This is a genomic window from Promicromonospora sukumoe (genome assembly GCF_014137995.1).
In the GTDB taxonomy this organism is placed as follows: domain Bacteria; phylum Actinomycetota; class Actinomycetes; order Actinomycetales; family Cellulomonadaceae; genus Promicromonospora; species Promicromonospora sukumoe.
This window is the reverse complement of the sequence record NZ_JACGWV010000003.1, coordinates 232,923-258,312: the sequence shown is the minus strand read 5'-3', so window position 1 is coordinate 258,312 and position 25,390 is coordinate 232,923. Positions and strand designations below refer to the sequence as shown.

Annotated in this window: 20 protein-coding genes; 7 read left to right on the top strand and 13 right to left on the bottom strand. The window is 72.7% G+C overall.

All coding sequences use genetic code 11. The annotated features are described in order from the left end of the window. Positions 1-126: 126 nt before the first annotated feature. Together FHX71_RS25230 and FHX71_RS25225 are read left to right on the top strand one after the other, a co-directional pair. Entirely contained in the window at positions 127-579 is a 453-nt protein-coding gene (locus FHX71_RS25230; protein WP_182620271.1) for a phage holin family protein, read from the top strand. Next, complete coding sequence (locus FHX71_RS25225; RefSeq protein ID WP_182620270.1) at positions 576-905, top strand: DUF3618 domain-containing protein; 330 nt, start codon at positions 576-578, stop codon at positions 903-905. The genes FHX71_RS25230 and FHX71_RS25225 overlap by 4 nt, the downstream gene beginning before the upstream one ends. A gap of 64 nt (positions 906-969) precedes the next feature. Here FHX71_RS25225 and FHX71_RS25220 read toward each other — a convergent pair whose 3' ends face one another. After that, positions 970-1,179 carry a BldC family transcriptional regulator gene (locus FHX71_RS25220; RefSeq protein WP_026365760.1) on the bottom strand — a complete coding sequence of 70 codons (210 nt, stop codon included), beginning with the start codon at positions 1,177-1,179 and terminating at the stop codon, positions 970-972. Positions 1,180-1,771: 592 nt separating this feature from the next. On the opposite strand from FHX71_RS25220, the gene FHX71_RS25215 reads away from it, so the two are divergent. Further along, entirely contained in the window at positions 1,772-1,984 is a 213-nt protein-coding gene (locus tag FHX71_RS25215; RefSeq protein WP_182620269.1) for a DUF3073 domain-containing protein, read from the top strand. Between the two features lie 60 nt (positions 1,985-2,044). On the opposite strand, the gene purM is transcribed toward FHX71_RS25215, so the two are convergent. The 9 genes from purM to FHX71_RS25170 all read right to left on the bottom strand — a co-directional run bounded on the left by purM (position 2,045) and on the right by FHX71_RS25170 (position 17,774). Beyond that, the gene (gene purM, locus FHX71_RS25210) at positions 2,045-3,154 is read right to left on the bottom strand and encodes a phosphoribosylformylglycinamidine cyclo-ligase (protein ID WP_182620268.1); all 1,110 of its coding nucleotides are present in this window, start codon (positions 3,152-3,154) and stop codon (positions 2,045-2,047) included. Positions 3,155-3,192: 38 nt separating this feature from the next. After that, positions 3,193-4,740: an amidophosphoribosyltransferase gene (gene purF, locus FHX71_RS25205; protein WP_182620267.1), complete on the bottom strand. Its 1,548-nt coding sequence runs from the start codon at positions 4,738-4,740 to the stop codon at positions 3,193-3,195. Positions 4,741-4,798: 58 nt separating this feature from the next. Next, entirely contained in the window at positions 4,799-5,098 is a 300-nt protein-coding gene (locus FHX71_RS25200; RefSeq protein WP_182620266.1) for a hypothetical protein, read from the bottom strand. Between the two features lie 137 nt (positions 5,099-5,235). Beyond that, positions 5,236-9,786, bottom strand: coding sequence for an ExeM/NucH family extracellular endonuclease (locus tag FHX71_RS25195; RefSeq protein ID WP_182620265.1), 4,551 nt, complete (start codon positions 9,784-9,786; stop codon positions 5,236-5,238). A gap of 358 nt (positions 9,787-10,144) precedes the next feature. Then, entirely contained in the window at positions 10,145-10,561 is a 417-nt protein-coding gene (locus tag FHX71_RS25190; protein WP_182620264.1) for a sterol carrier family protein, read from the bottom strand. Positions 10,562-10,660: 99 nt separating this feature from the next. After that, on the bottom strand, positions 10,661-13,324 hold the full coding sequence (locus FHX71_RS30230; RefSeq protein ID WP_312877212.1) for an RNB domain-containing ribonuclease: 2,664 nt from the start codon (positions 13,322-13,324) through the stop codon (positions 10,661-10,663). A 48-nt stretch (positions 13,325-13,372) separates the two neighbouring features. Then, entirely contained in the window at positions 13,373-14,338 is a 966-nt protein-coding gene (locus tag FHX71_RS25180; RefSeq protein ID WP_182620263.1) for an endonuclease/exonuclease/phosphatase family protein, read from the bottom strand. Between the two features lie 83 nt (positions 14,339-14,421). Next, entirely contained in the window at positions 14,422-16,761 is a 2,340-nt protein-coding gene (gene purL / locus FHX71_RS25175; RefSeq protein WP_182620262.1) for a phosphoribosylformylglycinamidine synthase subunit PurL, read from the bottom strand. A 131-nt stretch (positions 16,762-16,892) separates the two neighbouring features. Next, entirely contained in the window at positions 16,893-17,774 is an 882-nt protein-coding gene (locus tag FHX71_RS25170) for a glycoside hydrolase family 16 protein (protein ID WP_182620261.1), read from the bottom strand. 177 nt (positions 17,775-17,951) lie between these two features. Between FHX71_RS25170 and FHX71_RS25165 the strand changes: the two genes are divergently transcribed. Further along, a complete protein-coding gene (locus FHX71_RS25165; protein ID WP_182620260.1) occupies positions 17,952-18,881 on the top strand; it encodes an EamA family transporter in 930 nt (309 codons plus the stop codon). A gap of 3 nt (positions 18,882-18,884) precedes the next feature. Here the strand turns inward: FHX71_RS25165 and FHX71_RS25160 are convergent, their stop codons facing one another. Continuing rightward, the gene (locus tag FHX71_RS25160) at positions 18,885-19,421 is read right to left on the bottom strand and encodes a GNAT family N-acetyltransferase (RefSeq protein WP_182620259.1); all 537 of its coding nucleotides are present in this window, start codon (positions 19,419-19,421) and stop codon (positions 18,885-18,887) included. Positions 19,422-19,569: 148 nt separating this feature from the next. Between FHX71_RS25160 and FHX71_RS25155 the strand changes: the two genes are divergently transcribed. Then, on the top strand, positions 19,570-20,937 hold the full coding sequence (locus FHX71_RS25155; RefSeq protein WP_182620258.1) for a T6SS immunity protein Tdi1 domain-containing protein: 1,368 nt from the start codon (positions 19,570-19,572) through the stop codon (positions 20,935-20,937). Here FHX71_RS25155 and FHX71_RS25150 read toward each other — a convergent pair. Further along, positions 20,903-21,556, bottom strand: a complete 654-nt coding sequence (locus FHX71_RS25150) for a 13E12 repeat family protein (protein ID WP_182620257.1) — start codon at positions 21,554-21,556, stop codon at positions 20,903-20,905. The genes FHX71_RS25155 and FHX71_RS25150 overlap by 35 nt on opposite strands. A 93-nt stretch (positions 21,557-21,649) precedes the next feature. Between FHX71_RS25150 and FHX71_RS25145 the strand changes: the two genes are divergently transcribed. Together FHX71_RS25145 and FHX71_RS25140 are read left to right on the top strand one after the other, a co-directional pair. Continuing rightward, on the top strand, positions 21,650-22,507 hold the full coding sequence (locus tag FHX71_RS25145; RefSeq protein WP_182620256.1) for a DUF2599 domain-containing protein: 858 nt from the start codon (positions 21,650-21,652) through the stop codon (positions 22,505-22,507). A gap of 351 nt (positions 22,508-22,858) precedes the next feature. Next, positions 22,859-23,098, top strand: coding sequence for a hypothetical protein (locus FHX71_RS25140; protein ID WP_182620255.1), 240 nt, complete (start codon positions 22,859-22,861; stop codon positions 23,096-23,098). A 104-nt stretch (positions 23,099-23,202) separates the two neighbouring features. On the opposite strand, the gene FHX71_RS25135 is transcribed toward FHX71_RS25140, so the two are convergent. Continuing rightward, the gene (locus FHX71_RS25135) at positions 23,203-25,350 is read right to left on the bottom strand and encodes an acyl-CoA dehydrogenase family protein (RefSeq protein WP_182620254.1); all 2,148 of its coding nucleotides are present in this window, start codon (positions 25,348-25,350) and stop codon (positions 23,203-23,205) included. Positions 25,351-25,390 lie beyond the last annotated feature (40 nt).

Here is a 25,390-nt window from a genome sequence, read left to right as displayed (position 1 = left end):
TTGGCGCATGGTCCTCTTCATGCCTTTTCCTGCAAGCCACGCCGCGCCAGGAATTGCCCCATGGGCTCTTGACCTGTTGAGTTGTCTTCAGCGGCGCAGGCCGAAACCGGCGGCACGGGAGGGCAGATGATCGACGACGTGAAGATCGACGGCCAGGCTGGAACACCAGGAAACGGCTCGGACGGCACGCCAGGTCCCGCGAAGCCGGCCTCCCTGGGCAAGCTGGTGGAGCAGGTCTCCGAGCAGGCCTCGCGCCTCGTGCGCGCCGAGATCGAGCTGGCCAAGGCCGAGCTCGCCGAGAAGGCGAAGAAGTCCGGCATCGGCATCGGGCTGCTCGTCGTGGCGCTCGTGATCCTCGCCTACGCGGCCGGCGTGCTGCTCCTGGCCGCCGTGTACGGCCTGGGCACGGTGTGGCCGCTCTGGCTGTCGGCCCTCGCCATCGGCGGCTTCATGGTGCTCGTCGTGATGATCATGGCGCTCGTGGGCGCCCAGCTGCTCAAGAAGGCCACGACCAAGCCCGAGAGCGTCCAGCGCGTCAAGGACGACATCGAGTCGATCAAGGAGGGGATGCAGCGATGAGCACTCCGACACCGCCGCCCACGCCCAGCAGCCGCGAGCTCGAGGCCGAGGTGCTCCGCACCCGTGCCGACCTCGCCGCGACCATCGACGAGCTGACCACGCGGCTGAGCCCGGGCTACCAGGCGTCGCGCATCGCGCAGGAGGCCAAGCAGGCCGCGAGCGACGCCGGGGCCATGGCCTCCGGAGCCTTCGGGCACAAGAACGGCCCGGCGCCAGATCCGCGCCGGGCCCGCAACGCCAAGGTTGTGATCGGTGCCGCGCTAGGGCTCGTGGCCATCGGCACCGCTGTGGTCGTAACCGCTGTGCTCAGGCGCGCGCGGGGCTGAGCTGGGGGGCAGCACCCGGCGCGCCTTCGTCCTACCTGCCGACCAATCCGTCAACGACGCCCGACTAGTTGTCGGTGTCGCCCGAGCTGTCCGCTGCCGCACCGAGCAGCGCCCGAACCTCGGACTCCTTGTAGCGGCGGTGACCGCCAAGTGTCCGGATCGACGAGAGCTTTCCCGCTTTTGCCCAACGCGTTACCGTCTTGGGGTCAACACGGAACAAGCTCGCTACCTCGGCAGGCGTGAGCAGGACCTCGGATTCTCCGTGGATGGACATCCCCGCACCTCCTCCGGAACGGTGCCGGCCTGGCCGTACCAGGCGGTTGACGACACCCGCTCTTGCACCATTGTTAGCAGCAAACGGGATTTAGGCGACTTGGGGACGGGGTTTATTCCCACACTTTCTCCAGCACTCGCCACGCGCGCCCGTTTCGGGCGAGTCTCGGACACGTGCGACACGCCGACGCCCCCATTTGGCAGCACCTCGATACGTCAGGGCGGACGCCGGGACGCGATGTTCGGACGGTCACCGTATGCCACTCAGGAGCGGGCAAAGCACGACGGCGGCAGTTCGGGCCCGGAGTGGCGGCATCTCGCGGCTGAAGCGGGCCACCGCCTCACGGCAGGCAGCCCCGGCACACTTCACCCCAAGCATCGGTCAAGGCGAAGTCATCGAAACGGTATCGACGTCGTGCGCGGGAGCCGGAGAGACTCGAATGTCACATCGGCGGATGGGACGAATCACGTCCACGGACTGGAAGAAACGCCGTACCAGCATGTAACGTTGGAACCTGGACAGACGAAACGCTACGGGGCCGCACGTCCATGCACGGTGCCGCCCCGCTCCTACGTTGAGGGGGGTCGGAGCCATGGGCCGCGGCCGTCAGAAGGCTAAGCAGACCAAGGTTGCTCGCGAGCTGAAGTACTACAGCCCGGACACCAATTATCACGCCCTCGAGCAGGAGCTCAGCGGAGACTCCCGCACGGATGTAGCGACACAGTCGCGGTGGGAGTCCTCGGAGGACGAAGAGTACGACAACAGGTACTCCGACTGGGCAGACCAGGACGGCAATACGCGCTGAGGGTGCCGGCGCGTCAGCGCCGGCCCCCAGGCCCGGTCCTCGGACCGGTCTGCCACCGCCTCAGGGGCGGTAGTCGTTCACCAGTCTGACCGCGCCGCCGGACACACCCTTCGTCCCCGCGACCAGGTCTTCCTGCGTCGTCGAGGCATCCAGGGTCTCCACGCTGCCCAGCGTCCACGCCGGCACGCCCAGTGCTGACAGTCGCGCCAGTGCCGCGTCCGCGCCCTCGGCGCCGACCACGGCCACCATGCCGACGCCCAGGTTGAGCGTGTTCTCCAGGTCGCGCCGCGGCACGCCGCCGAGGCTGCGCACCATCTGGAACACGGCGGGCACGACCCAGGACGCGCGGTCGACCGTCGCCACGAGCCCGGCCGGCAGCACGCGCGCCAGGTTGGCCGCGAGCCCGCCGCCCGTCACGTGCGTGAACGCGTGGACCTGCGCGGCCTCGTCCGCGGCCAGCGCCAGGCAGTCCGAGGCGTAGACGCGCGTGGGCTCCAGCAGCTCCTCGCCCAGGGCACGCCCCAGGTCGTCCACGTGCCGGTCCAGCGACCAGCCCGCGTGCTTGATCACGGCACGCACCAGGGAGTACCCGTTGGAGTGCAGGCCGCTGGAGGCCAGGGCGATGAGCACGTCGCCGGGCTGCACCCGGTCCGGGCCCAGCACCTTGTCTGCCTCCACGATGCCCGTGGCGGCGCCCGCGACGTCGTACTCGTCCGGGTCCAGCAGGCCCGGGTGCTCGGCGGTCTCGCCGCCCACCAGGGCAGTGTCCGCCACCTCGCACGCCTGCGCGATGCCGCGCACGATGTCCGCGATCCGCTCGGGCACGACCTTGCCGGTGGCGATGTAGTCGGTCATGAAGAGCGGCTTGGCCCCCATCACGACGATGTCGTCGACGACCATGCCCACCAGGTCGAACCCGATGGTGTCGTGCTTGTCCATGGCCTGCGCGATCGCGACCTTGGTGCCGACGCCGTCCGTGGACGTCGCCAGCAGGGGCGCGCGGTAGCCCTTGAACGCCGACAGGTCGTACAGGCCGGCGAAGCCGCCCACGCCGCCGAGCACGGCAGGGCCCTGCGTGCGCCGCACGGCGTCCTTCATGAGCTCGACGGCCTTGTCGCCCGCCTCGGTGTCCACGCCTGCGGCGGCGTACGTCAGGCCTTCGGAAGTCACGGGTGCTCCTGCTGCGTCGTTCGGGTGGTGTACGTCGGTCACGGGTGGTCGAGCGCGGTCGAGCCGCCGGTGCTCACGGTGAGCTGCTTGAGCCCGTCCTCCGGCTGGCCGAGCGGGAGCTCCGCCTGCTCGAGGAGGTGCTTGCCGAGCTGGTCGTCCGGGGGCAGCTCGATCGGGTACTTGCCCGTGAAGCAGGCGGCGCAGAGCTGCGAGCTGGGCTGCTCGGTCGCGGCGATCATGCCCTCGGTGGTGATGTAGCCGAGGCTGTCGGCGCCGAGCGACTGGCCGATCTCCTCGACGGCCAGGCCGTTCGCGATGAGCTCGGCGCGCGACGCGAAGTCGATGCCGTAGAAGCAGGGCCACTTGACCGGCGGCGAGGAGATGCGCACGTGCACCTCGGCCGCACCGGCCTCGCGCAGCATGCGGATCAGGGCGCGCTGGGTGTTGCCCCGCACGATCGAGTCGTCCACGACCACCAGGCGCTTGCCCTTGATGACCTCGCGCAGCGGGTTGAGCTTCAGGCGGATGCCGAGCTGTCGCAGCGTGTCGGACGGCTGGATGAACGTGCGGCCGACGTAGGCGTTCTTGGTGAGGCCCTGGCCGAACGGGATGCCCGACTCGGCCGCGTAGCCGACGGCGGCAGGCGTGCCGGACTCCGGCGTCGGGATGACGAGGTCGGCCTCGACGGGGTGCTCGCGCGCCAGGGTGCGGCCCATCGCGACGCGCGCGGCGTGCACCGAGCGCCCGTTGATCGTGTTGTCCGGCCGGGCCAGGTACACGTACTCGAAGACGCAGGCGGCCCGCTCGGCCTGGGCGAAGCGCACGGAGCGCATGCCGTCGGCGTCGATGCAGATGAGCTCGCCGGGCTCGACGTCGCGCACGTAGGAGGCGCCCACGATGTCGAGGGCCGGGGTCTCGCTGGCGACCACCCAGCCGCGGTCGAGGCGGCCGAGCACGAGCGGGCGCACACCCTGGGGGTCGCGCGCCGCGTACAGCGTGCTCTCGTCCATGAAGACCAGGGAGAAGGCGCCGCGCAGACGCGGCAGCACCTCGAGCGCCGTGGCCTCCAGCGTGTGGTCGGCGTCGCCCGCGAAGAGCGCGGTGATCAGGGCCGTGTCCGTGGTGTTGCCGCGGGCGAGCTCGCCCCGGCGCTGCGCGCCGTAGCGCTCCGCGACCAGGTTGACGAGCTCGGCCGAGTTGGTCAGGTTGCCGTTGTGGCCGAGGGCCACCGTGCCCGACGCCGTCGCACCGAGCGTCGGCTGGGCGTTCTCCCAGGTCACCCCACCGGTGGTGGAGTACCGGCAGTGCCCGACGGCGATGTGGCCGGTCAGGGCGTTCAGGGCTGTCTCGTCGAAGACCTGGGAGACGAGTCCCATGTCCTTGTAGACGAGGATCTGCTCACCGTTGCTGGTGGCGATGCCCGCGGACTCCTGTCCGCGGTGCTGGAGGGCGTACAGACCGAAGTACGCGAGCTTGGCGACCTCCTCACCGGGTGCCCAGACCCCGAAGACGCCGCATGCGTCCTGGGGGCCCTTCTCGCCGGGCATGAGGTCGTGGTTGAGTCGGCCATCTCCGCGCAGAGGCATGTTCCGAGTATCCCATGCGGCCGGATCTCCGTGACCGGCCTCGCATGTGACCTCCGCGTCAGCGGCCGCGCAGGCTCCGGCGGTCCGCGATGACGGCGAACAGGCCCGCCAGGAGCGTGGTCACCATGGTGACGAACGCGGTCAGGACCGTGATGTAGACGCCGGGCTTCATCAGGCCCGAGCCCGAGGGCGAGCCCACGAGGTAGAGCGACAGGAGCAGGCCGAGGACGAGGCCCACCAGCGCACCGGTCATGAAGAAGGCCTTGTACCGGGGCGCGCGGCGCACGGTCGCGGGGTCGATGACGTCCCGCACCTCGACGTCGTCGGAGGACTCGCGCTGTGCCTGGGTTTCGCTCACCCGACCAGGGTACGCGCCGCGCCGCGCCGGGACAGAACCGCGGCGGGGCAGAACCCTGGCGAAGCAGAACCGCAGCGCACCCGTGGAGGGGTGCGCTGCGGTTCTATCTCGCTGTGGTTCTACTTCGGCAGAACGGTCTAGCCGATCAGCTTCCAGGGGCTGTGCTTCCCGAAGCCCGGGATCTGGAGGATCGTCAGCCGGGTCGCCTCGTAGACCTTGCCCTTGAAGGAGACCTTGTCACCCCACCAGTAGAGCTTCCACGGCACCCACGCGGGAGCCTGGGGCTCCTCGGGCGTCGTGGCCTCGACGGTGATCGGCAGCCGGGCCGTGGTGGCCGACGGCGCCGCCTGCACCAGGAGCTGGTACTGACCCGCCGCGGTGTTCGCGGGGACCGTGACCGAGGCCGACGTCGCCCCGCCCGTCACCGTGCCGGTGCCGAGCGAGACGCCGTCCGCCGGGGCGCCGCCGACCGGGACGAGGAACGTCTCGACCGCGGTGTTCTGCGGCGCGCCGAGCGACGTCAGGTCCAGGCCGGACAGGCTGACCTGGGTGGACGTCCCCGCCTCGACCGTGCCCGGCAGGGCCGCGGTGACCGTGCGGGTGCGGGCGAAGCTCGGCGTGACCGGGGAGGAGGTCTCGAGGTACGAGATCCACGCGTCACGGTCGACCAGGCCCGAGTCGCGACCGTCCGTGCCCTCGGTGAAGGCCCGGAAGTTGTCGCCGCCCGAGATCAGGAACGAGAACGTGGCGATGCGGTACTCCGCCGCGGGGTCCACCGGCTCGCCGTCGATGGTGATCGACGAGACGTTGTCGCCCGGCGTCGCGTTCGGGTCCGCGGTGCCGACCGTGTACGAGACGTTGTCGGACAGCCCCAGCGCCAGGTACGGGCGCGACGGGCGGTTGCCGTTGGCGTCGGTCTGCCACTGCTCCTCGAGCAGCGTGTCGAGCTGCGCACCGGTCAGCGTGATCGTCCACAGGTTGTTGACGAACGGCAGGACCGCGTTGGCCTCGGCGTAGGTGATGATCCCGTCCTCGCCGAAGTACAGCTCGTTGCGCAGGCCGCCCGGGTTGACGACGCCGATGTCGGCGCCGCCCCGCTCGTCCGAGGCGAGCGAGTCGCGCAGCGAGTTGGCCACGAGGTTGCCGAGCGCCGACTCCGACGCGCGGTCGTCCCGGTTGCCGCCGGCGTAGACGCCGCCGGTGTACGAACCGCCCGAGAACGCGGTGGTGACGTCGGCCGTGACCTCGCCGACCGGCTCGGCGCCGATCTCGTCGGCCCGGGCCAGCGCCGCGTCCACGATCGCGTCCACCTCGGCGACCGCCGGGTAGGTGGCGATCAGCTCGGCGGCCGGGGTCGCGGTGCGCGCCACGTTCTCGACCTTGTAGTCGGTGACGTCGAACGACTCCGTGTCCACGGTCAGGGAGACGTGCCCGAGGAACTCGCCGTAGTTGCCGGTCTGGATGATCGGACGGGTCTCCCCCTCCGCACCCGGGACCGGGGCGTCCCACGCGTACTGCTTGTGCGTGTGGCCGGTGAAGATGGCGGCGACGCGCGGGTCGGTGTTCTGCACGATGTCGGCGAAGGGGCCGCCGGCGGCGAGCTCCTCCTCCAGCGTGGCGCCGTCGGGCGTACCCGCGCTCGCGCCGTCGTGCGCGAGGGCCACGACCACGTCCGCCTCGCCGTTCGCGGCGTCGCCGTCGAGCAGCTCCTCGGTGACGCGGTTGAGCGCCTCGACCGGGTCGCCGAACTCGAGACCCTCGATGCCGGACGGCGTGACCAGCGTGGGCGTCTCCTCGGTGACCACGCCGACGAAGCCGACGTCGACACCGTTCACCGGGACCACCTGGTACTCGGGCAGGGCGGGCTCCCCCGTGGCCTCGTCGTAGACGTTGGCGCCGAGGTAGTCCCAGTCGGCGGCGTCGGTGACGCGGCCGGTGAGGTCGGACATGCCCTGGTCGAACTCGTGGTTGCCGACCGCGGAGGTCTTCAGGCCGAGGGCGTTGAGCACGTCGATCGTGGGCTGGTCCTGCTGCAGCGCGGAGGCGAACAGCGAGGCGCCGATGTTGTCACCCGCGGAGATGAACGCGGTGCCCTCGGGGTTCTCCGCCCGGATCTCCTCGACGGTGCCCGCGAAGTTCACCGTGTTGGCGTCGATGCGCCCGTGGAAGTCGTTGATCGCCACGAGGTCCAGGTCCACGGAGCCGGGCTCCGTGGTCGTGTCGCCCAGGTCGAGGCCGACCAGGACGGGGTCGTGGTCGGACGACCGGAACGGCGTCTCGTCGTAGAGGATCGTCGCGTTGTAGTTGTACCGGCTGTACTCGTTCGCGACCGGCTCGTACGCGTTGATGTTCCAGATGTCCGTGCCGGTCACGGCCGCGGCGGCCGCCGGGGAGGCCAGCACGTGGTCGAGCGAGCCGACCATGCCGTCGAAGTTGTACGAGTACTCGCCCGTGGTGGGGCCGAGGTCGGTGTACCCGGCGTCGGTGAGGACCGCGATCGGGTCCTCCTGCTCGTAGGCGTTGAAGTCGCCGGCCAGCAGGACCTTGTCGGTCCCGGCCGCGGCCGCCTGCTCCTCCGCGAACGTCACGAGGGACGTCGCCTGGCGGGTGCGCGACTCGTTCGAGGCGCCCTGGCCGTCGCCCTGGTCGGCGTCGCCGGGCCACGGGCCCGCGGAGCCCTTCGACTTGAAGTGGTTGGCGATCACGACGACGTCGTCACCGGCGCCGGCGTCGCCGCCCGCGGGCTGGAACGTCTGGGCCAGCGGCTGCCGGGCGTTCTGGAACGCCTCGTCGCCGACCAGGATCGTCGAGTCGCCCACCGGCTCCGCCGTGGCGGTCCGGTAGATGAAGGCGTTGCGGATGACGTCCTCGGCGTCGGGCACCTCGGCCGGGGAGGCCGCGAAGGCCCACGTGCCGGCGCCCTCGGCGGCGTTCAGCGCGTCCACCAGGTCGGACAGCGCCTGGTCACGAGAACCGCCGAGCGCGGCGGTGTTCTCGATCTCCAGCAGCGCGACGACGTCCGCGCCCAGGGCCGAGATCGCGGCGACGATCTTGGTCTGCTGACGCTGGAGGTCCTCCTCCTCGGCCGCGCCGCGGGCGTCGCAGCCGCCCGAGACGGTCACGGGGTCGCCGTCGCGGTCCGTGTAGTAGGTGCAGCCCGTGAGCTCGTCACCCGTGGTGGAGAAGTAGTTCAGCACGTTGAACGTCGCGACCTCGAGGTCGCCGCCCACCTCGGCGGGCGCGTCCTCGCGGGTGTTCTCGAACGTGGCCGGCTGCACGGCGTCGGCGACGTCGGGCGTCAGGTGCGTCAGCGGCTGGAAGCCCCACGCGTCGTAGCGGTAGTCGAGGATCACCGGGGTGGTGAACGTGACGCCGGCACCCACCCGCAGCGGCTCGCCGCCGGTCAGGTACGGCAGCGGCTTCGACTTGTTGGCGGCCGAGTTGTAGTTCGTCGACGAGCCGTCGTCGAGCAGCACCGCACGCGCGGCGTTGTCGGCGACCTGCGCGTCGTACTCGGCCGAGCCGGGGCGGCCCGCCGTGGTGGGCTGCACCAGGGGGCTGTCGCCCGCGGCGAGGCCGACCGTGCCGTAGTAGTTGGTGTCGTAGTTGTCCGTCACCGTGAACTCGCCCTCGGGCGCGAGGAGCATGCCCTCGAGCGCCTCGCGGCCCGCCGCGGTGGCGGGCCAGGCGGTCACGGTCGGCTCGACGGTCGCGGGCGCGTCCAGGACGGTCCAGCCGCCAGCGGCGGGCGTGAGCTCCGTGAGGCCGTTGAACTCCGAGACGACGCCGGTGACCTCGACGTGGTCGCCGGCCGAGAGGTCGGCGGCTGCCGCGGCGGAGAACACGAAGACGGCGTCCGACGCGCCGGGCGTCGGGTCCTCGGTGCCGCCGGTACCGGCGGTCTGGAGGTACAGGCCGTTGAAGCCACCGGTCGGGTAGACGGCGGTGACGACGCCCTGCGTCGTGACGGTGTCGCCGACGAGCGGGCTGGTGTCACCGGTGCCCTGGATCTCGGCGATCGGGGTGACCTCGCCGGGCTCCGTCGGCTCCGACGGCTCGGGCTCGGGCTCCCCGCCCTCGCTGTTCGTGGGGGTCACCTCGTCGCTGAACGCGAAGTCCGCGGAGTTGTCGCCCGCGTCGCCCGTGCGCTCCAGCGAGCCGACGACGCCGGTGCCCTTGCCCGCCGGGCCCTGGGCGGTCTCGAAGGTGTCGGCGGTGCCGTACCCGAGCAGGTCCACGACGCCCGCGGCACCCGCGGCCGGCACGGCGCCCTTGGCGGGCGTGACGGCGGTGCTCTGCGACGCGAGCGCGATCACGCCGGCCGTGCCGCTCAGGTTGAGGCTGCCGACGGCGTCGGGCGTGGGGAGCGCCTCGCCGTTGGCGGCGTTCGAGGCGCCCTGCACCAGGTAGTGGCCGCCGGCGGCGATGGTGCCGCTCAGTGCGGTGATCCCGGAGAACGACGCGCCCGTGGCGGACTTGTACTGGACCGACCAGCCGTCGACGCTGACCGGCTCGTCCGTCGGGTTGTACAGCTCCACGAACTTGTTCCGGTACGGCTGGCCGGAGCTGCCGCCGACCAGGTAGGCCTCGCTGATGACGACGTGCCCGGAGTCCGGGCCGTCCGCGGCCACCGCGGGCACGGCGAGAGCCGCCGTGGCGGGCACGGTGAGGGCTGCGGAAACTGCCACTGCGACGGCGGCTCTCCCACGGGTTCGGGGGTGCGGTCGCGGGGACCGGAGCGTGCTGGGTCTCACGCTGACTCCTTCTGCAATAGCCGACCGGGGCCGGGGTGGAGTGCACTGCTGATGGACGACATGCTCGGCGGCATCGCCGCGGCCGGGCGCGCATCAGTTGCGCAGGCGGTCCGGCACGAGCGGCACCAACCAATCACTGCATCGTGAACCGGCGGTTACGGTCGGACACCCGCCGGGAAAACTGAGGTCCGGTCACCGGGTGAACCTGCCCGCGGCCGAGCCACGAGATCGACGCCGAGGCTAGCGGGTGTCACCGACATCCACGGTGCGGTACACGCCGACGGCGCCCGGTTCACCCCGGAACGACCGGAGCCTTCGGTTCTCCGCCCGAGCCCGACGCCGCCCGGCGCCCGGCCGTCAGCGGCAGCAGGTGCGAGATGTCGGACCGGTCGCCCGAGGCCCGGACCCGCCCGTCCTCGACGACGTCCGCCCAGGCCAGGGCGCCGGTGGCCAGGCCGAGCCAGGTCTCCGGGTCGGTCTCGACCACGTTGGGCGGCGTGCCGCGCGTGTGCCGCGGCCCGGCGACGGCCTGCACGGCACCGGCGGGCGGCACGCGCACCTCCACGGAGTTCCCGGGCGCGACCTCGGCCAGCTCCTCCAGCGTGAACCGCACGGCCGTGGTCACGTCCTTGCGCTCGGCCTCGCCCCGCGCCCAGACGCCGACGGCGGCGCGTCCCACGGCCGGGTCGGTCCGGCGCCGCGGCGGCACTAGGGCGCCCCGTCCGACGACGGGCGGGTGGTCGGCGGCGCCGCGAGGGCGGCACCGGGAACGGCGTCGATCATGGCGCCAGTATCTCCGACCAGGGCCTCAGTACCGGTAGACGTCCGGCGTCGGACCCTCCACCGCGAGCAGGTCCGCCGCGACCACCACGGGCAGCTCGCGCGAGGCCGGGTACCGGGCCACCTGCACGACGTGCGGCAGCCCGCCCGTGTGGACGGCGGGCACGGGCTGCGACAGCGGGTGGCCGCCTGGGGCGCGCCGGGGCCATGGCTCCGACAGGGGCATCTCGTCCCGGACCTGGGGCCGCACCGGGCGGCTCATCGGCGGGTAGTCGGCGCGGCGCGTGCGCCGCGGGACGTCCGGTGTCGCCGGCCGGCCGGGAACCTCCGACGTCACGGGCCGGAACGCGGGCGGCGGCGCCTGCTGCGCCGCGGGGCGAGGCTCCGGCGTCGGGCGAGGCGGGGTCGGGCGGGGCGGCGGCGTCGGGCGCGGCCGGGGAACGGGGCGCGGCTGCGGGCTCGGGCTCGGCTCCGGCTGCTGCCACAGGTCAGGGCTCGCCACAGGTTCCGGCTGCTGCCACAGGTCGGGAACCACCACCGGTTCCGGCTGCCGCTGGTGCTGCGCCCGCGACCGGAGCGGCGGCGCGGGGCGGGGCTCCTCGGCGAGGCGGCGGGGCTCAGGCGACGGCGCGAGCAGCGGCTCCGACGGGTACGCGGCCTCGGGCCGGTAGACGTCGTCGGAACGGGACGCGGCGGCGAGCGCGGCGAGCGTCTCGGAGCCGTAGAGGGGCGCCTCGTGCGGCGGTGTCCCGGGCCCGCGCCAGGACTCGGGCTGGGGCTCCGCCGGTCGCCACGTATCGGGCTGCGGCTCCGGCTGCGACATGCGCTCGGCCCGGCGCGGGAGCTCGGGCCGCGGCCGCGAGAACGGCTCCGGCCCGGCGTCGGCGACCGGACCCGGCTCGGCGGTCCGCCCGGGCTCCGCGACGGGCCCGGGCTCCGCGATCACGCCGTGCGCGGGAACCACACCGGGCGCAGGGACCACGCCGTGCGCGGGGAGCGGGCCGTCGGCCGGCGTCGCGAACGCCGCAGAGACCGGGGTCTGGGCCGCGAACGAGGCCGGTGCGGCGGGTCCGCCGTCCGTCTCCGCGGCGGCGCGCCGGGCGGCGCGGCGTCCGACGCGCTCCGGCGCACCGTCCGACCCACCAGAGCCGTCAGGCCCACCCGACTCGCTCCCAACCCGCCGGTCCGGCTGGCCGGGCGCGCCCTCCGCCCGGCCCGAGAACGGGCCGCCGAGCGTGAACGTGACACGCCGCCCGGCGACGTCGGCCTCGGCGAGCTGGACCCGGACCTCCTCGCCCAGCGGCAGGGCCACGCCCACCACGCGCGCCCGCACCGCGGGATCGCGCAGCACGACCTCGCCGCGCTGGAGCTCCTTGTCGGGCTCGTCGACGTCGACGACCACGCCGTCGAACTCCTCGCCGAGGCGGTCGGCGAGGAGCGAGGCCTCGACGATGTTCACGCACTCGCGCTCGAACGAGGAGGCGCGCCGCCCGGTCTCGGCCATGACGGCGGGCAGGTCCCCGAGCGCCTCCAGCGCCCAGTCGGGCACGGGTCGTCCGGCGGAGACCGCGAGGCAGATCTCGGTCGCGTACCGGTCCACGAGGCGGCGCAGCGGCGCCGTGACGTGGGCGTAGTCGGCGGCGATCGCCGCGTGCCGGGTGTTCTCGGGCGTGGGCACGACGGCGCCGTCGGGCCCCCGCATGCCGAACGCGACGTACCCGGCGCCGCGGAAGAGCGTGGTGGCCTCGTTGAGGAAGGCCGCGTGCTCGGGGACGCGCGAGACGAGCGTCGGGAGCAGCCGCGCGTACGGGAGGCTGTCCGGCCAGTCGATGCCGAGCGCGCGGGCGGTGCGGTGCAGCCGGGCCAGGTCGCGCGGGTCGGCCTCGGGGAGGGTGCGCAGGATGCCCACGCCCGCCTCGCGCATCAGGTGCGCGGCGGCGATGCCCGTGAGCAGCGAGATCTGGGCGTTCCACTCCTCGACCGGCAGGTTGCGGCGGAACGACAGCGTGTACGTGCCGTCCTCGCGCCGCTCCACCTCCTGCTCGGGGACGGAGAGCGAGACGCCGCCGCGCGCCTGCTCGAGCGACTGGCGCAGCCGCCCGACGTCGGCCAGGAGCTGGAGCGACTCGCTCGCGGTGCCCGCGTCGAGGGTCGACTGCACCTCGGCGTACGTGAGCCGCTCGCGGCTGCGCACGAACGCGCGCTCCAGCGAGGCGCCCGTGATGATGCCGCGCGCGTCGAGGGTCACCGTCCAGAGCACGGCCGGACGGTCCTCCTCGGGCAGCAGGCTCGCCGCGCCCTCGGACAGGACCTTGGGGTGCAGCGGCGTCCGGGCGTCGGGGCCGTAGACGGTCATGCCGCGCCGGCGCACCTCGGCGTCGATCGCGCCGCCGGGCGTCACGAACGCGCCGACGTCCGCGATGGCGTAGTGCACCACGTAGCCCTCGCCGGACTGTTCCACGTGGACCGCCTGGTCCAGGTCCTTCGAACCGGGCGGGTCGATGGTCACGAACCCGATGTCGCGACGGTCCGTCCGGCCGGCGGTGAAGTCGTTCTCGACGGCGGCCCGGGCCTCCTCGAGCACGTCCTGCGGGAACATCGCGGGCAGTCCGACCTCGGCGCGGAGAGCCGCGAGGGCACCACTCACTTCGTCGGTCGCGGCGGGCGCGAGGCGCATCTGACGGGTCGGCACAACTGCGAACATAAGCCGGTTCCGCGCTCACCGCGCGGTGTCGCTGTGCTATTCGACGACGACGGTCGCCACCAGCGCCCGGTGGTCGGTCCCCGAGACCTCCATCGAGACGACGTCGGAGACGGGCATGTCCTTCTCCACCACCACGTGGTCCAGCGCGAGGAGCGCGGGGACCTGGCTGCCCTCCGGCCAGGTCACGGCGGGGCCCGCGCCCCACTCACGGCTGGCGTCCAGGAAGCGCGAGCCGAGCAGGTCCCGGAAGCTCGCGTGGTCGTACGTCGCGTTGAAGTCGCCGGCCAGGATCTGCGGGGTGGTGGTGTCCGAGTGGACCCGCTCCGCGAGCTCGGCCAGCTCGGTGTGCCACGTGGTGGTCTCGGCCGGCATCGGCGGGTACGGGTGCACCACGGTGACCCGGACGTCGGTGCCACCGACGTCGACCAGGGCCGACGGCATCGCGAAGGTCGAGCCGCGCTGCTGCTCGACCTCCCGGAGCTCGGTCGTGGACCAGAGCCCGCTGCCCGCCGGGGTGTCCTCGGCGGGGACGGTGAAGCTGTGCGGCAGCAGGTCGTCGAGGCCGGCGTCCGTGAGAGCCTGCGCGAAGTCCGGGGTGAGCTCCTGGACCGACAGCACCTCGACGTTCTGGGAGCCGACGAGGCGGACCACGGTCTCGGCGTCGGCCTGCCCGTACAGCGCGTTCACCGTCATGACCCGCACCGTGCCGGCGTCGGCCGGGTCAGCGGCCGTAGACGTGTCCGGCGGCAGGAAGAAGGGCGCCATCCAGTACAGGAAGCCCGCGAAGGAGACCCCGAGCAGCGAGGTCAGCACCCAGCGGCGCGAGAACAGGGCGACGATCAGCAGCGGCAGTGCCGCGATGGTCGCCCAGGGCGTGAACGCCGCGAGCTGGGGCAAGGGCACCACGTGGTCGAACGGGAGCACCCGGGCCAGCGCGACGAGGAGCACGGGGATCGAGATGACCCAGAGCACGAGGGACAGGACGCCACGGACAAATCGCACCCCCGGACCCTATCGGGTGACGGGAAGGGGCCGGACCACCGGGTCTCCCCGGCCGGTCCGGCCCCTACGGGTCCGCCGACGCGTCAGCCGAAGATGCGCGGGAGGGTCGCCTCGTGCGCCTCGCGGGCCTCGGCCAGCGGGATCTCGAAGTGGCCCTCGACCACCACGGCGTCGCCGCCGGTGGTGCCCAGGCGGAGCACCGGCACGCCGGCGTCCTCGGCCAGGTGGGTCAGCTCGCCCTCGTGCTCCGGGTCGACGGCGACGACGACGCGGCCGGTCGACTCCGAGAACAGCGCCACGAACGGGTCCACCTTGTCGCGGCCCGTCACGCCCTCCAGCGCCACCGAGGCGCCGACGCCGAACCGCAGCGAGGACTCGATCAGCGTCTGGACGAGGCCGCCCTCGGACAGGTCGTGCGCGGCGGCCGCGAGGCCGGTCTTCCGCGCCTCGACGAGCGCCGAGGCCAGCGCCTTCTCGGCGGCCAGGTCCACCCGCGGCGGCACGCCACCGAGGTGCGAGTGAACGACGTCGGCCCAGGCCGAGCCGTCGAGCTCGTCGCGCGTGGTGCCGAGCAGGAGCAGCGAGAGCCCCTCGGTCTGCCAGCCGGAGGACAGCGCGGTGCTCACGTCGTCGAGCACGCCGAGCACGCCCACCACGGGGGTGGGGTGGATCGACGAGTCGATCTGGCCGGGCTCGCCCGTGCCGTTGTACAGCGAGACGTTGCCGCCGGTGACGGGGACGCCGAGCTCCTGGCACGCGTCGGCGAGGCCCTCGATCGCCTCGACGAGCTGCCACATCGAGTCCGGGTGCTCCGGGGAGCCGAAGTTGAGGCAGTCCGTCACCGCGAGCGGCTCGGCGCCGGACGTGGCGACGTTCCGGTACGCCTCCGCGAGCGCCAGCGCGGCACCCGCACGCGGGTCGAGCTTGCCGTACCGGCCGTTGGCGTCGGTCGCGAGCGCGACGCCGAGCCCGGTGGACTCGTCGACGCGGATCACGCCGCCGTCGTCGGGCTGGGCGAGCGCCGTGTTGCCCTGGACGAAGCGGTCGTACTGGTTGGTGACCCACTCCTTGGAGGCGAGGTTGGGCGAGGCCAGGAGCGTGAGCGCGGTCTGGCGCAGCTCCTCGCCGGACGACGGGCGGGCGAGTCCCGCGGCCGTCGTCGAGTCGGCCTGCAGGCCGTCCTGCCACTCGGGACGCGCGTAGGGGCGCTCGTACACGGGCCCCTCGTGCGCGACGGTCTTGGGGTCGACGTCCACGATCCGCTGGCCGTGGTGGTCGATCGTGAGGCGGCCGGAGCCGTTGACCTCGCCGATGACGGCGGTCTCGACCTCCCACTTGCCCGTGATCGCGAGGAACGCGTCGAGCTGGTCGGGCCGGACGACGGCCATCATGCGCTCCTGCGACTCCGACATGAGGATCTCGCCGGCGTTCAGCGTGGGGTCGCGCAGCAGCACGTCGTCGAGGTCGACGTGCATGCCGCCGTCACCGTTGGACGCGAGCTCCGAGGTGGCGCAGGAGATGCCGGCCGCGCCGAGGTCCTGGATTCCCTCGACGACCTTGGCCGAGAACAGCTCCAGGCAGCACTCGATGAGCACCTTCTCCATGAAGGGGTCACCGACCTGCACGCTCGGGCGCTTGGCGGGGACGCCGTCCTCGAAGGTCTCGGAGGCCAGGATCGAGGCGCCGCCGATGCCGTCGCCGCCCGTGCGGGCGCCGAACAGGACGACCTTGTTGCCGAGGCCGGTCGCGTTGGCGAGGTGAATGTCCTCGTGCCGCAGCACGCCCAGGCAGAGGGCGTTGACCAGCGGGTTGCCCTGGTAGGAGCCGTCGAAGACGAGCTCGCCGCCGATGTTCGGCAGGCCGAGGGAGTTGCCGTAGCCGCCCACGCCCGAGACGACGCCGTGCACGACGCGCGCGGTGTCGGGGTGGTCGACGGCGCCGAAGCGCAGCTGGTCCATGACGGCCACGGGGCGCGCGCCCATCGAGATGATGTCGCGGACGATGCCGCCCACACCGGTCGCGGCGCCCTGGTAGGGCTCGACGAACGACGGGTGGTTGTGCGACTCGACCTTGAAGGTGACGGCCCAGCCGTCGCCGATGTCGACGACGCCGGCGTTCTCACCGATGCCGACGAGGAGGTGCTCCTTCATCTCGTCGGTCACCTTCTCGCCGAACTTGCTCAGGTGCACCTTCGACGACTTGTACGAGCAGTGCTCGCTCCACATCACGGAGTACATCGCGAGCTCGGCCGCGGTGGGGCGGCGGCCCAGGATGTCCTTGATGCGCTGGTACTCGTCCTCCTTGAGTCCGAGCTCGCCGTACGGCTGCACCTCGTCGGGTGTGGCGGCGGCGGCCTCGACCGTGTCCAGTGACGGAACGGCGGGAGTCGGGCGGGAGGGTGCCTGGGACGCGGGCGCGGTCATGTAGTTCCTCGCGTGCGGGGTAGGTTTCTGGGCGCCGGAGCGCCCAACCAGTCTACGACGTGGGCCCGCCACCACGTGTCAGACGTACAGGTCCCTCCTGTGACCTGTACGTCTGACACGTGTCGGGGTGGTCAGCCCTGGTCGTAGACGCGGACGTAGTCGACGACCATCTGCTGCGGGAACTGGGTGGTGCCGTCGGGGTAGCCGGGCCAGTTGCCGCCCACCGCGACGTTCAGCAGCATGAAGAACGGCTGGTCGAAGACCCACTGGTTGCCGCCGACGTCGGCGGTGGAGCGGGTCTGGTAGACGTTCCCGTCGACCGACCAGGTGATGCGGCCGGGCTCGCGGTCCACCGCGAACGTGTGGAAGTCGTCGGCGAAGGACCAGCCCTGCGGGTGCGTGTACGAGCCGCCGATCCCGCTGCCCCCGGAGTACCCGGGACCGTGGATGGTGCCGTGCACCATGTGCGGCTCGAAGCCGACGTTCTCCATGATGTCGATCTCGCCGGAGTTCGGCCACGGCACGCCGGAGTCGATCTGACCGCCGAGCATCCAGAAGGCGGGCCAGATGCCCTGCCCGCGCGGGATCTTGATGCGGGCCTCGACGCGGCCGTAGGTGGGCTCCACCTTGCCCGCGGTGGTCAGGCGCGCCGACGTGTAGCCGCCGTTCCCGTCCTGGCGGGCCGTGATGACGAGATTGCCGTTGCCGTCCAGGGCCGAGTTGTCCCGCGAGCTCGTGTAGTTCTGCAGCTCGTTGTTGCCCCAGCCGCCGGCACCCGTCTCCAGGTTCCAGTTGGCCGGGTTGGGGGCGCCGCCCGCGGCGCCGTCGAACTCGTCCGACCAGGTCAGGGCGCCGACGGCGGCGGGCGCGGCGTCCTGCGCGGACGGCGCGGACGCGCCGTCGGGCACCTTCTGCGTCGCGGCGGAGGCGACGAGCGAGGCGGACAGGACGAGCGTCAGGGCGGCGGTCGCCGTGACGGTGGTGCGGATGGTGCGGTTTCTGGTGCTACGCATCGGACGCTCCTTCGCGAACATGTGTCTCCCGTGGCCGTCGACGCTACTTTTCACCCGCTGTGTGGAACAAGATCGTGAAAGTACGTAGTCAGGGGCCCACCACCGTTCAGCGCCACTGAACAATCAGCCAGTGATACGCGATGGACGCACAGCGTCGGCGCGCCCGACCATGACGCCATGCCCCTGCGCCACTCGCTCCTCGCCGTGCTCGTCATGATCATCTGGGGCACCAACTTCCTCGCGATCGACATCGGCGTCGACGACGTGCCGCCGGTGCTCTTCCTAGCGATCCGCTTCGTGGTGGTGCTGGTCCCCGCGATCTTCCTGGTCCCCCGGCCCGCCGCGGCGATGAAGGACGTGCTGGTCGTGGGCCTGTTCCTCAGCCTCGGCCAGTTCGCCCTCATGTACACCGCGATCTGGCTGGACATGCCGCCCGGCCTGGCCTCGCTCGTGCTCCAGGCGCAGGTGGTCCTCACGGTCCTGTTCGCGAGCGTCGCGCTCCGCGAGCGCCCGACGACGCCGCAGCTCGTGGGCGTGCTGCTCGGCGCGGCGGGGCTCGTGATCGTGGGGCTCGGCAGGTCGGCCGCGACCCCGGGCCTCGCGTTCCTGCTCACGCTCGGGGCCGCGGCGTCGTGGGCGACGGGCAACGTGATCGTGCGGCGGCTGGGGTCAGCGGCGCAGGTGACCGGCGCCCGGCCGACGCCGCTGGCCGGGTTGTCCATGACCGTGTGGTCGGCGCTCGTGGTCCCGGTGCCGATGTTCGCGCTCGCGCTGGTGCTCGACGGGCCTGCCGCCGTCGGGTACTCGCTGACGCACCCGACCTGGGCCGCCGTGCTGTCCACGCTCTACACCGCGTGGCTGGCAAGCCTGGTGGGCTACGGCATCTGGAACACGCTGCTCGCCCGGCACCGGGCGAGCGCGGTGGTGCCGTTCACCATGCTGGTGCCGGTGGTCGGCATGACGGCGGCCTGGCTGGCACAGGGCGAGGTGCCGAACGGGGCCGAGGTCGGCGGCGGGCTGCTGCTTCTGCTGGGCGTGGCCGTCACGTCGGGGCTGCTGCGGCGGCCCGGCCGGCCGGGGCGGCCCCGGTTCGGCGCGAGCGCCTAGCCGCTACAGGTCCAGCACGTAGCAGAGCAGGTCCACGCCGGGCACGGGCGTCCAGTCCCGGGCGGGGTCGCGCACGAAGCCGAGACGCTCGTAGAGCCGGTGCGAGCCGTGCGCGATGGTGTTGGTGGAGAGGACGACGCGCCGGGTCCGCGTGCTCGCGGCCGCCCGGCCGCTGCCCGCGGCCGTCCCGCCGTCACGCGCCGCCCGGGCGAGGCACTCGCGCATCAGCGCGGACCCGGCGCCCCGGCCCTGCGCGTCTGGCGCGACGCCGAGCATGCGGATCTCCGCCTCGCCGTCCCCGGCGATGTCGGCCATGGGACCGCCCCGCGGCACGTACGTCACGCCGCCGACCACCACGCCGTCGTCCAGGGCGACGATGATCTCCGCCGCGGCCGCCCGTGCCGCGACGTCGTGCAGCACGTCCCGGTAGGAGACGGAGTCCGGCGCGTCGAGCTGCCCGTCCGCGGCGAACGCCGCCGCGACGATCTTGCCGACGGCGTCGTACTCGGCGGGGACCGCGTCGCGTACCTCGATGCTCATGCGGAAACGGTAGGCCTTCCCCCTGACACTCCCGTTCCGTGCGCGCCAGGGGCCTCACGCGAGCTCTCCGACGCGCTCCCGTTAAGGGTGAAACAAAGATGTCACGTAGGGGTTCCCGACGTTTACCCGAAAGTGGTTTCATTCGGACATGAAGCTGCTCCGGACTTTCCCGAAGGTTGCCTTCGAGTTCGGGCTGGCCTCGTGGCAGTGGATGGGCATCCGTGAGCAGACCCCCCGCTTCGCCACCTGCTTCGGCGACATCTTCCTGGAGTCCCTGGACGGGTGGTGGTTCCTGGACACCGTCGAGGGCACGCTCGAGCTGCGCTGGAACTCCGCCGTCACCATGTACGCGGAGCTGGAGTCCGCCGACGGCCGCTCCACGTACCTCATGGACGACCTGGTCCGGGACGCCCGGAGCCGCGGCCTGGCGCTCGGCGAGGAGGACGTCTACACGTTCAACCCGCACCCCGCCCTCGGCGGCGAGCTGGGCGTGGACGGCCTCGGCACCATGCGCTTCGAGCTCGCCCTGAACTGGGTGGGGCAGATGCACGACCGCGTACGGCACAGCTCGGGCGAGGTCCGCCTGCCCCCGATGCCCGACGGCGGACGACGGGCCGCGCAGGCCCCGGTTGCCGAGCCGTGGGACTCGACGTGGTCGCACGACGAGACCTTCGACGTCCCGTTCGAGCAGTACCTGGCCACCACGACGTTCGCGGCGGTCTCAGCCCGCCGGAACGTCGACGCCTACCCGTCGCTCCCGCCGACACCCGGGCGGGACGACGCGTTCGGCCAGGCTCCGTACACCGCGCCGGCCCATGGGTCGCAAGGGTTCGGTTCGCAGGGACTCGGATCGCAAGGACTCGGGTCACAGGAGTTCGGGTCGCAGGAGTTCGGGTCGCAGGGGTTCCGCGACGCCGCCTACGACGCCCTCGGCCCGGCCGGACGCGGCTACGACAGCCGGCGGGACGACTCCGCCGACGACCGCACGGGGCGCGACCGCGCGGGGCACGAGGCCACAGCGCACGACCGCACAGGGCACGACCGCACGGCGCACGACGGCGCCCAGGCCTATCAGGCACCCAGCGCCCTGGACCGGCCCTGGTCGGACCAGCCCTGGTCGCAGGAGACCCAGGCCGCGCCACCCTGGTCGGGGCAGACGGAGTCCGCCCAGCCCTGGCTGGAACCGCAGCAGCCCGCCCAACAACACCAGGCCGCGCAGCCGCCGACCCCGCCCGGCGGCTACGACGCCCCGTACGACCCGAACTACGGGGCCGCCCCCGAGCCGTACGGCACGAGCGCGACCGAGCAGCCCGGAGCGCAGTACGACCAGCAGCCCTGGGCCCCGTACGAGACCGGGCAGGACGCCGGCCACGCGCAGGAGGCCCAGGCCGCGCCGGTGTGGGACGCCCCCGCCTGGGGTGCGCCGCCCCCGCCACCGCCCCCCGGCAGCCAGCAGCGGGCCCCCCGCTCCGACGACAGCTTCACGGCATGGGACGACCTGTGGGGTAGGCGCTGACGCGCTGCCGCCTGGACCGGTCCGGTGCCGCGACCTGAGGTTCGGTCCGCCGCCCCGGACGCAGCCGCCGCTCACGCTCCGTCCGCGCCACGAGGCTCAGCTCACCGGGTGTCGTGGTGCGCGCGTGCTTGAGCAGGCGAGTCTCCAGCGCCACCCGGTTGCCTCGGCGCAGCCCGTCCGTGTAACCGAGGATCGTCTGCGCGTGCGCGTGCGTGATGTGCCCGCCGCGCAGCGCGGCGAGCGTCCGCGGGTGCTCGTGCACCAGCGCCCGGGACTCCTCGATCAGCGCGACCGCCGAGCCCTCCGGCACCCGGAGCGCCGCGGCCAGCCGCTCGACGAGCTCGGGGGCCAGGCCCGCGAGCTCGTCCGCCTCGACCTCGGGGGCGTCGAACAGGTCGGGCTGGTCGGCCACCCACTCCCGGACCGATTCCATCAGCACGGCACGCGAGGCCGCGAGCGAGGAGAGCAGGGAGTCGACCGCCGCCACGGCGTCGACCGCCTCCGAAAGGTCCGCGAAACCGCTCGCGAACCCCGACTCGCGCGGTGTGGACACACCGCGCGGAGACTGGCCCGGCACGTCGGCCGGACCGCGAGTCACCAGCACCTTGTTCGAACGCATGTTCTAACCATAGGGGGTGAGGTCGGGGCGCGCCACCCGGCGCGCCGACCCGGACCCGTCCACCTGCGGCCCGCCACCCCGCACAATGGGCAGGTGCTGATCCGACGTGCCGTTGCGGCGCCGCTTGCCGCCTGCGCCACCCTTGCCGCCGTCCTCGCCCTGGGCGGGTGCGGCCTCGCCGAGCGCGCGCAGGGGTCGGGCGGAGCCGGCGGCGACCCGACGCCCACAGCATCGCAGCCGACACCGACACCCGAGCAGGGCGGCACCCGGCCCACGACGCAGACCAGCACCGTCACGGCCGGCGACGTCGTCCTGGAGGTCAGCTCGCGGCAGGCCGCGGAGGTGCAGGAGGACACGCTCGGCCCCGGCACGCGGACGGTCACGCTCACCCTCGCGCCCGGACGCACCGCCCGCGTCTCCCTGTCCTCGCCCGGCACGCTCGCGGTGGACTCCGACGGGAGCATCGCGGTGCTCGACGGCAACGGCACGACCGTCGCCGCCATGGGCCCGCCCGCACCGCCGGCCGACGCCGCGGAGGGCGCGCCGCGCATCGACGTCGAGAACATCGACGAGACCCAGGCCCGCATCGAGGTCGACGACCGTTCGGCCGCGGCCCAGGGCGACGGGTCGTCGGCCCGCGCCGAGCCGGTGACCGTCACGTTCGTGGTCGGCACCGAGGCGATCGACGGCATGTCCTGGGGCGAGAACGAGGGCGGCCGGTCGCTCGCCGTCGACCCGGCGGACTGGGCCCGGTACGCGGGAGAGGCCGGCCTCGACCTCATCCGCACCCAGCTCGTGGCCGCCGAGCCCGAGGCGGACAGCGGCACCATGGAGCACCAGCTCGTGTGCCACGCGCTGGGCGCCGTCGACAAGGACACGTGGAACCTGGAGCCCTGGCGGCCCGACGTCGGCCTGATCCTCACCGCCACCGCCCACTGCAACCCGGTGTGACCGCATCGGCCGAAAGCCACCGGCACCCCGGTCGCGAGCCGTGATCCAGTCGTGACCACGGCGGCCGCCGTTCGGCGTGCGGAGCCACGAAGGTTGGGGTTTCCTGGAAAGGCGGCGAGGCAGGCTCGCCAAAAAATCAACTGATGAGCCCCAGCTCAGCCGGGCTCCAGTACATGTTCTTCGTGCGCCCCCGGACGCCCGAGGGGCGTCTGCCGGAGTGCGGCGCCACCAGAGTTCCCCCCTGGGGTCAGGCAATTTCTCCTCGGAGACACCTTGGCAGGGAGGCTCCAGATGACCCGTGTAATCGTCCTCGGATCATCCGTCGCAGTCGGCGGCGGTCTGTTGCTCGGCATGACGCTCGCTTATCAGCTCGTACCACTCGCGGTGCTCGCGGCCCTTCTGGGGCTGGCGGGCATCTTCGCCGTCGTGCGTGCGATACCCGAGCCGGCGCCCGCGATGAACGCTCCGATCATCCTCGGCGGGTCGCTCGCGCGCCCCGCCGACATCGAGGAGCCCGACACCGAGTCCGAGCCGGTCCCGGTGCAGCAGCTCCCGGTCCCGGTCGTGGCCGCGGTGCCGGACGCCGCGTGACCCGCGCGACATAGCCGCGGCGCGAACCCCGAGGGGCCCGCGCCGCGGCTACGGTCGTGGCTCGCCGCCGGCTCGACGCCGCCGGTCGCGCCTCGCCGTCGGCCCTACTTCGACCGCTCGGCCGCCTTGGCCTGCTTGACCTGCTGGGCGTGCTGCTTGCGCAGCTCCTTCTCGCTGATCGGCGCCGTGCCGCTCGCGCGCAGCTCGCGGTAGTAGGCGCGCGCCTCGTCCTGACGCACCTTCTCCGAACCGTCGGCGATCGGCGCGCGCAGGTGCTCCTGCGAGAAGCCCCACGCGTCGATGACGTCGAGCACGTGCGGGCGCAGCACCTTCAGCAGGCGGTCGATCGTCGCGGTGACGGCCTTGGCACGGCCCGTCGAGATGCGGCCGTTGGTTAGGTGCCAGTCCAGGTGGCGCTCGATCGTGGTGAGCCCGTAGATGTCGCGGAGCAGGGTCAGCACCTTGCGGGTGTCGGCGTCGGACACCTTGCCGATCGCCTTCGTGAACGCGTCCCAGCGGACCAGCTCGGCCCACGCGGCGGCGGACCCGATGAGGCTGACCTGGTTGTCGTCGAAGATCTCCTGCGCCTTGACCGGGTCGGCCTTGAGCGCCGGGCGCATGCCCATCGCGGTGGCCGCGACCATGCCCTCGTAGCGGCCCGCGATCAGGCCGCGCTGCACCTCGGCGTCGAGCAGCCGGCCCGCGGAGCGCGCCGCGCCGCCGTCGGCCACCGACTGGCCGAGCCGGCGCAGCGGGGTCCTGTGCAGCACCGCGTCCCTGGCCTGCCCCGCCACGATGCCCGCCATGCCGGCCGGGGACTTCGCCGCCCGCGCCATCCGCTTGCCGTGGTCGCCGACCAGGCGCTTGGCCGCGAGCTGCAGGAGCACGTGGTTGTCGCCCTCGAAGGTGGCGTAGATGTCGAGGTCCGCGCGCAGCCCGGTGAACCGGTTCTCGGAGAGGAAGCCGGCGCCGCCGCAGGCCTCGCGGCACTCCTGCAGGGTGTCGAGCGCGTACCAGGTGGAGGTGGCCTTGAGCGCCGCCGCCGTCGTCTCCAGGTCCTCGCGCTTGGCGGGGGTGTCCTCGCGGCCCGAGAACACGTCGTCGAACAGGTCGAGCAGCTCGTCGTGCGCGAAGTGCATCGCGTACGCCTCGGCGATGGCGGGGAACAGCCGGCGCCGGTGGGTCGCGTAGTCCAGCAGCGTCAGCTCGTCGGCGCCCGTGGCCGGCGAGAACTGGCGGCGCTGCTCGGCGTACTTCGTGGCGATCGCGAGGCCGATCTTCGCGGCGGTGATCGCCGCGCCGTCGAGGGACACGCGGCCCTGCACGAGAGCGCCGAGCATGGTGAAGAAGCGGCGCCCGGGGCTGTCGATCGAGGAGGTGTACGAGCCGTCGGCCGCCACCTGGCCGTACCGGGCCAGGAGGTCGCGGCGCGGCACGCGCACGTCCGTGAAGTGCAGCTTGCCGTTGTCGATGCCGTTCAGGCCACCCTTCTGGCCGTCGTCCTCGCCGCCGACGCCGGGCAGGAACTCCATGGTCTGCGGGTCCCGGATCGGCACGTAGAAGCAGTGCACCCCGTGGTCCACGCCGTTGGTGATGAGCTGCGCGAACACCGTCGCCGCCACACCGTGCTTCGCGGCGTTGCCGAGGTACTGCTTCCACGCCCCGCGGAACGGGGTGTTGATGACGAACTCCTCGGTCTCCGGGTCGTACGTCGCGGTGGTACCGATGGCGGCGACGTCGGATCCGTGGCCCGTCTCGGTCATCGCGAACGCGCCCGGGACGCTCAGGTCCATCGCGCCGGGGAGCAGGCGGTCCTTCTGCTCCTCCGTGCCGAGGTGGTTGATCGCGGAGGCGAAGAGACCCCACTGCACGCCCGACTTGATCTGCAGCGACGGGTCGGCCGCGACGAGCTCCTCGAAGCCCACCAGGTTGGCGCCCGCCTGGTCCCGGCCGCCGAGGCGCTCCGGGAACGCCCGCAGCACCTGGCCGTAGGGGACCATCTGCTTCATCTGCGCGAGGGTGGTCTCCCGGTGCGCCTCCTTGGTGATCCCCTCCTGCTTCCACAGCTCGGGGTGCTCGGCCACCATCCGGCGGGCCTCGGACCGCTCCTCGGGCCACCGGCCCAGCAGCATCTGCTGCAGGGCCGGCACGTCCACACGGGTGCCCGACGTCGGACGCGCCGCCTCGGGCTGGGGCGCCACGGCCTGTGGAGCCGCCGCGGTGGTGGTCACGGGCTCGGAGGTGGTCGTCATCGGTTCTCCTCGGTCTTCGGCCAGGGGGCCGGGTACTGGG

Bases quoted from the DNA above. Each gene is read 5' to 3' on its own strand.
- FHX71_RS25230 (WP_182620271.1), top strand. From the start codon at position 127: ATGATCGACGACGTGAAGATCGACGGCCAGGCTGGAACACCAGGAAAC.
- FHX71_RS25225 (WP_182620270.1), top strand. From the start codon at position 576: ATGAGCACTCCGACACCGCCGCCCACGCCCAGCAGCCGCGAGCTCGAG.
- FHX71_RS25220 (WP_026365760.1), bottom strand. From the start codon at position 1,179: ATGTCCATCCACGGAGAATCCGAGGTCCTGCTCACGCCTGCCGAGGTA.
- FHX71_RS25215 (WP_182620269.1), top strand. From the start codon at position 1,772: ATGGGCCGCGGCCGTCAGAAGGCTAAGCAGACCAAGGTTGCTCGCGAG.
- purF (WP_182620267.1), bottom strand. From the start codon at position 4,740: ATGCCTCTGCGCGGAGATGGCCGACTCAACCACGACCTCATGCCCGGC.
- purL (WP_182620262.1), bottom strand. From the start codon at position 16,761: ATGACCGCGCCCGCGTCCCAGGCACCCTCCCGCCCGACTCCCGCCGTT.
- FHX71_RS25170 (WP_182620261.1), bottom strand. From the start codon at position 17,774: ATGCGTAGCACCAGAAACCGCACCATCCGCACCACCGTCACGGCGACC.
- FHX71_RS25165 (WP_182620260.1), top strand. From the start codon at position 17,952: ATGCCCCTGCGCCACTCGCTCCTCGCCGTGCTCGTCATGATCATCTGG.
- FHX71_RS25160 (WP_182620259.1), bottom strand. From the start codon at position 19,421: ATGAGCATCGAGGTACGCGACGCGGTCCCCGCCGAGTACGACGCCGTC.
- FHX71_RS25155 (WP_182620258.1), top strand. From the start codon at position 19,570: ATGAAGCTGCTCCGGACTTTCCCGAAGGTTGCCTTCGAGTTCGGGCTG.
- FHX71_RS25150 (WP_182620257.1), bottom strand. From the start codon at position 21,556: ATGCGTTCGAACAAGGTGCTGGTGACTCGCGGTCCGGCCGACGTGCCG.
- FHX71_RS25140 (WP_182620255.1), top strand. From the start codon at position 22,859: ATGACGCTCGCTTATCAGCTCGTACCACTCGCGGTGCTCGCGGCCCTT.
- FHX71_RS25135 (WP_182620254.1), bottom strand. From the start codon at position 25,350: ATGACGACCACCTCCGAGCCCGTGACCACCACCGCGGCGGCTCCACAG.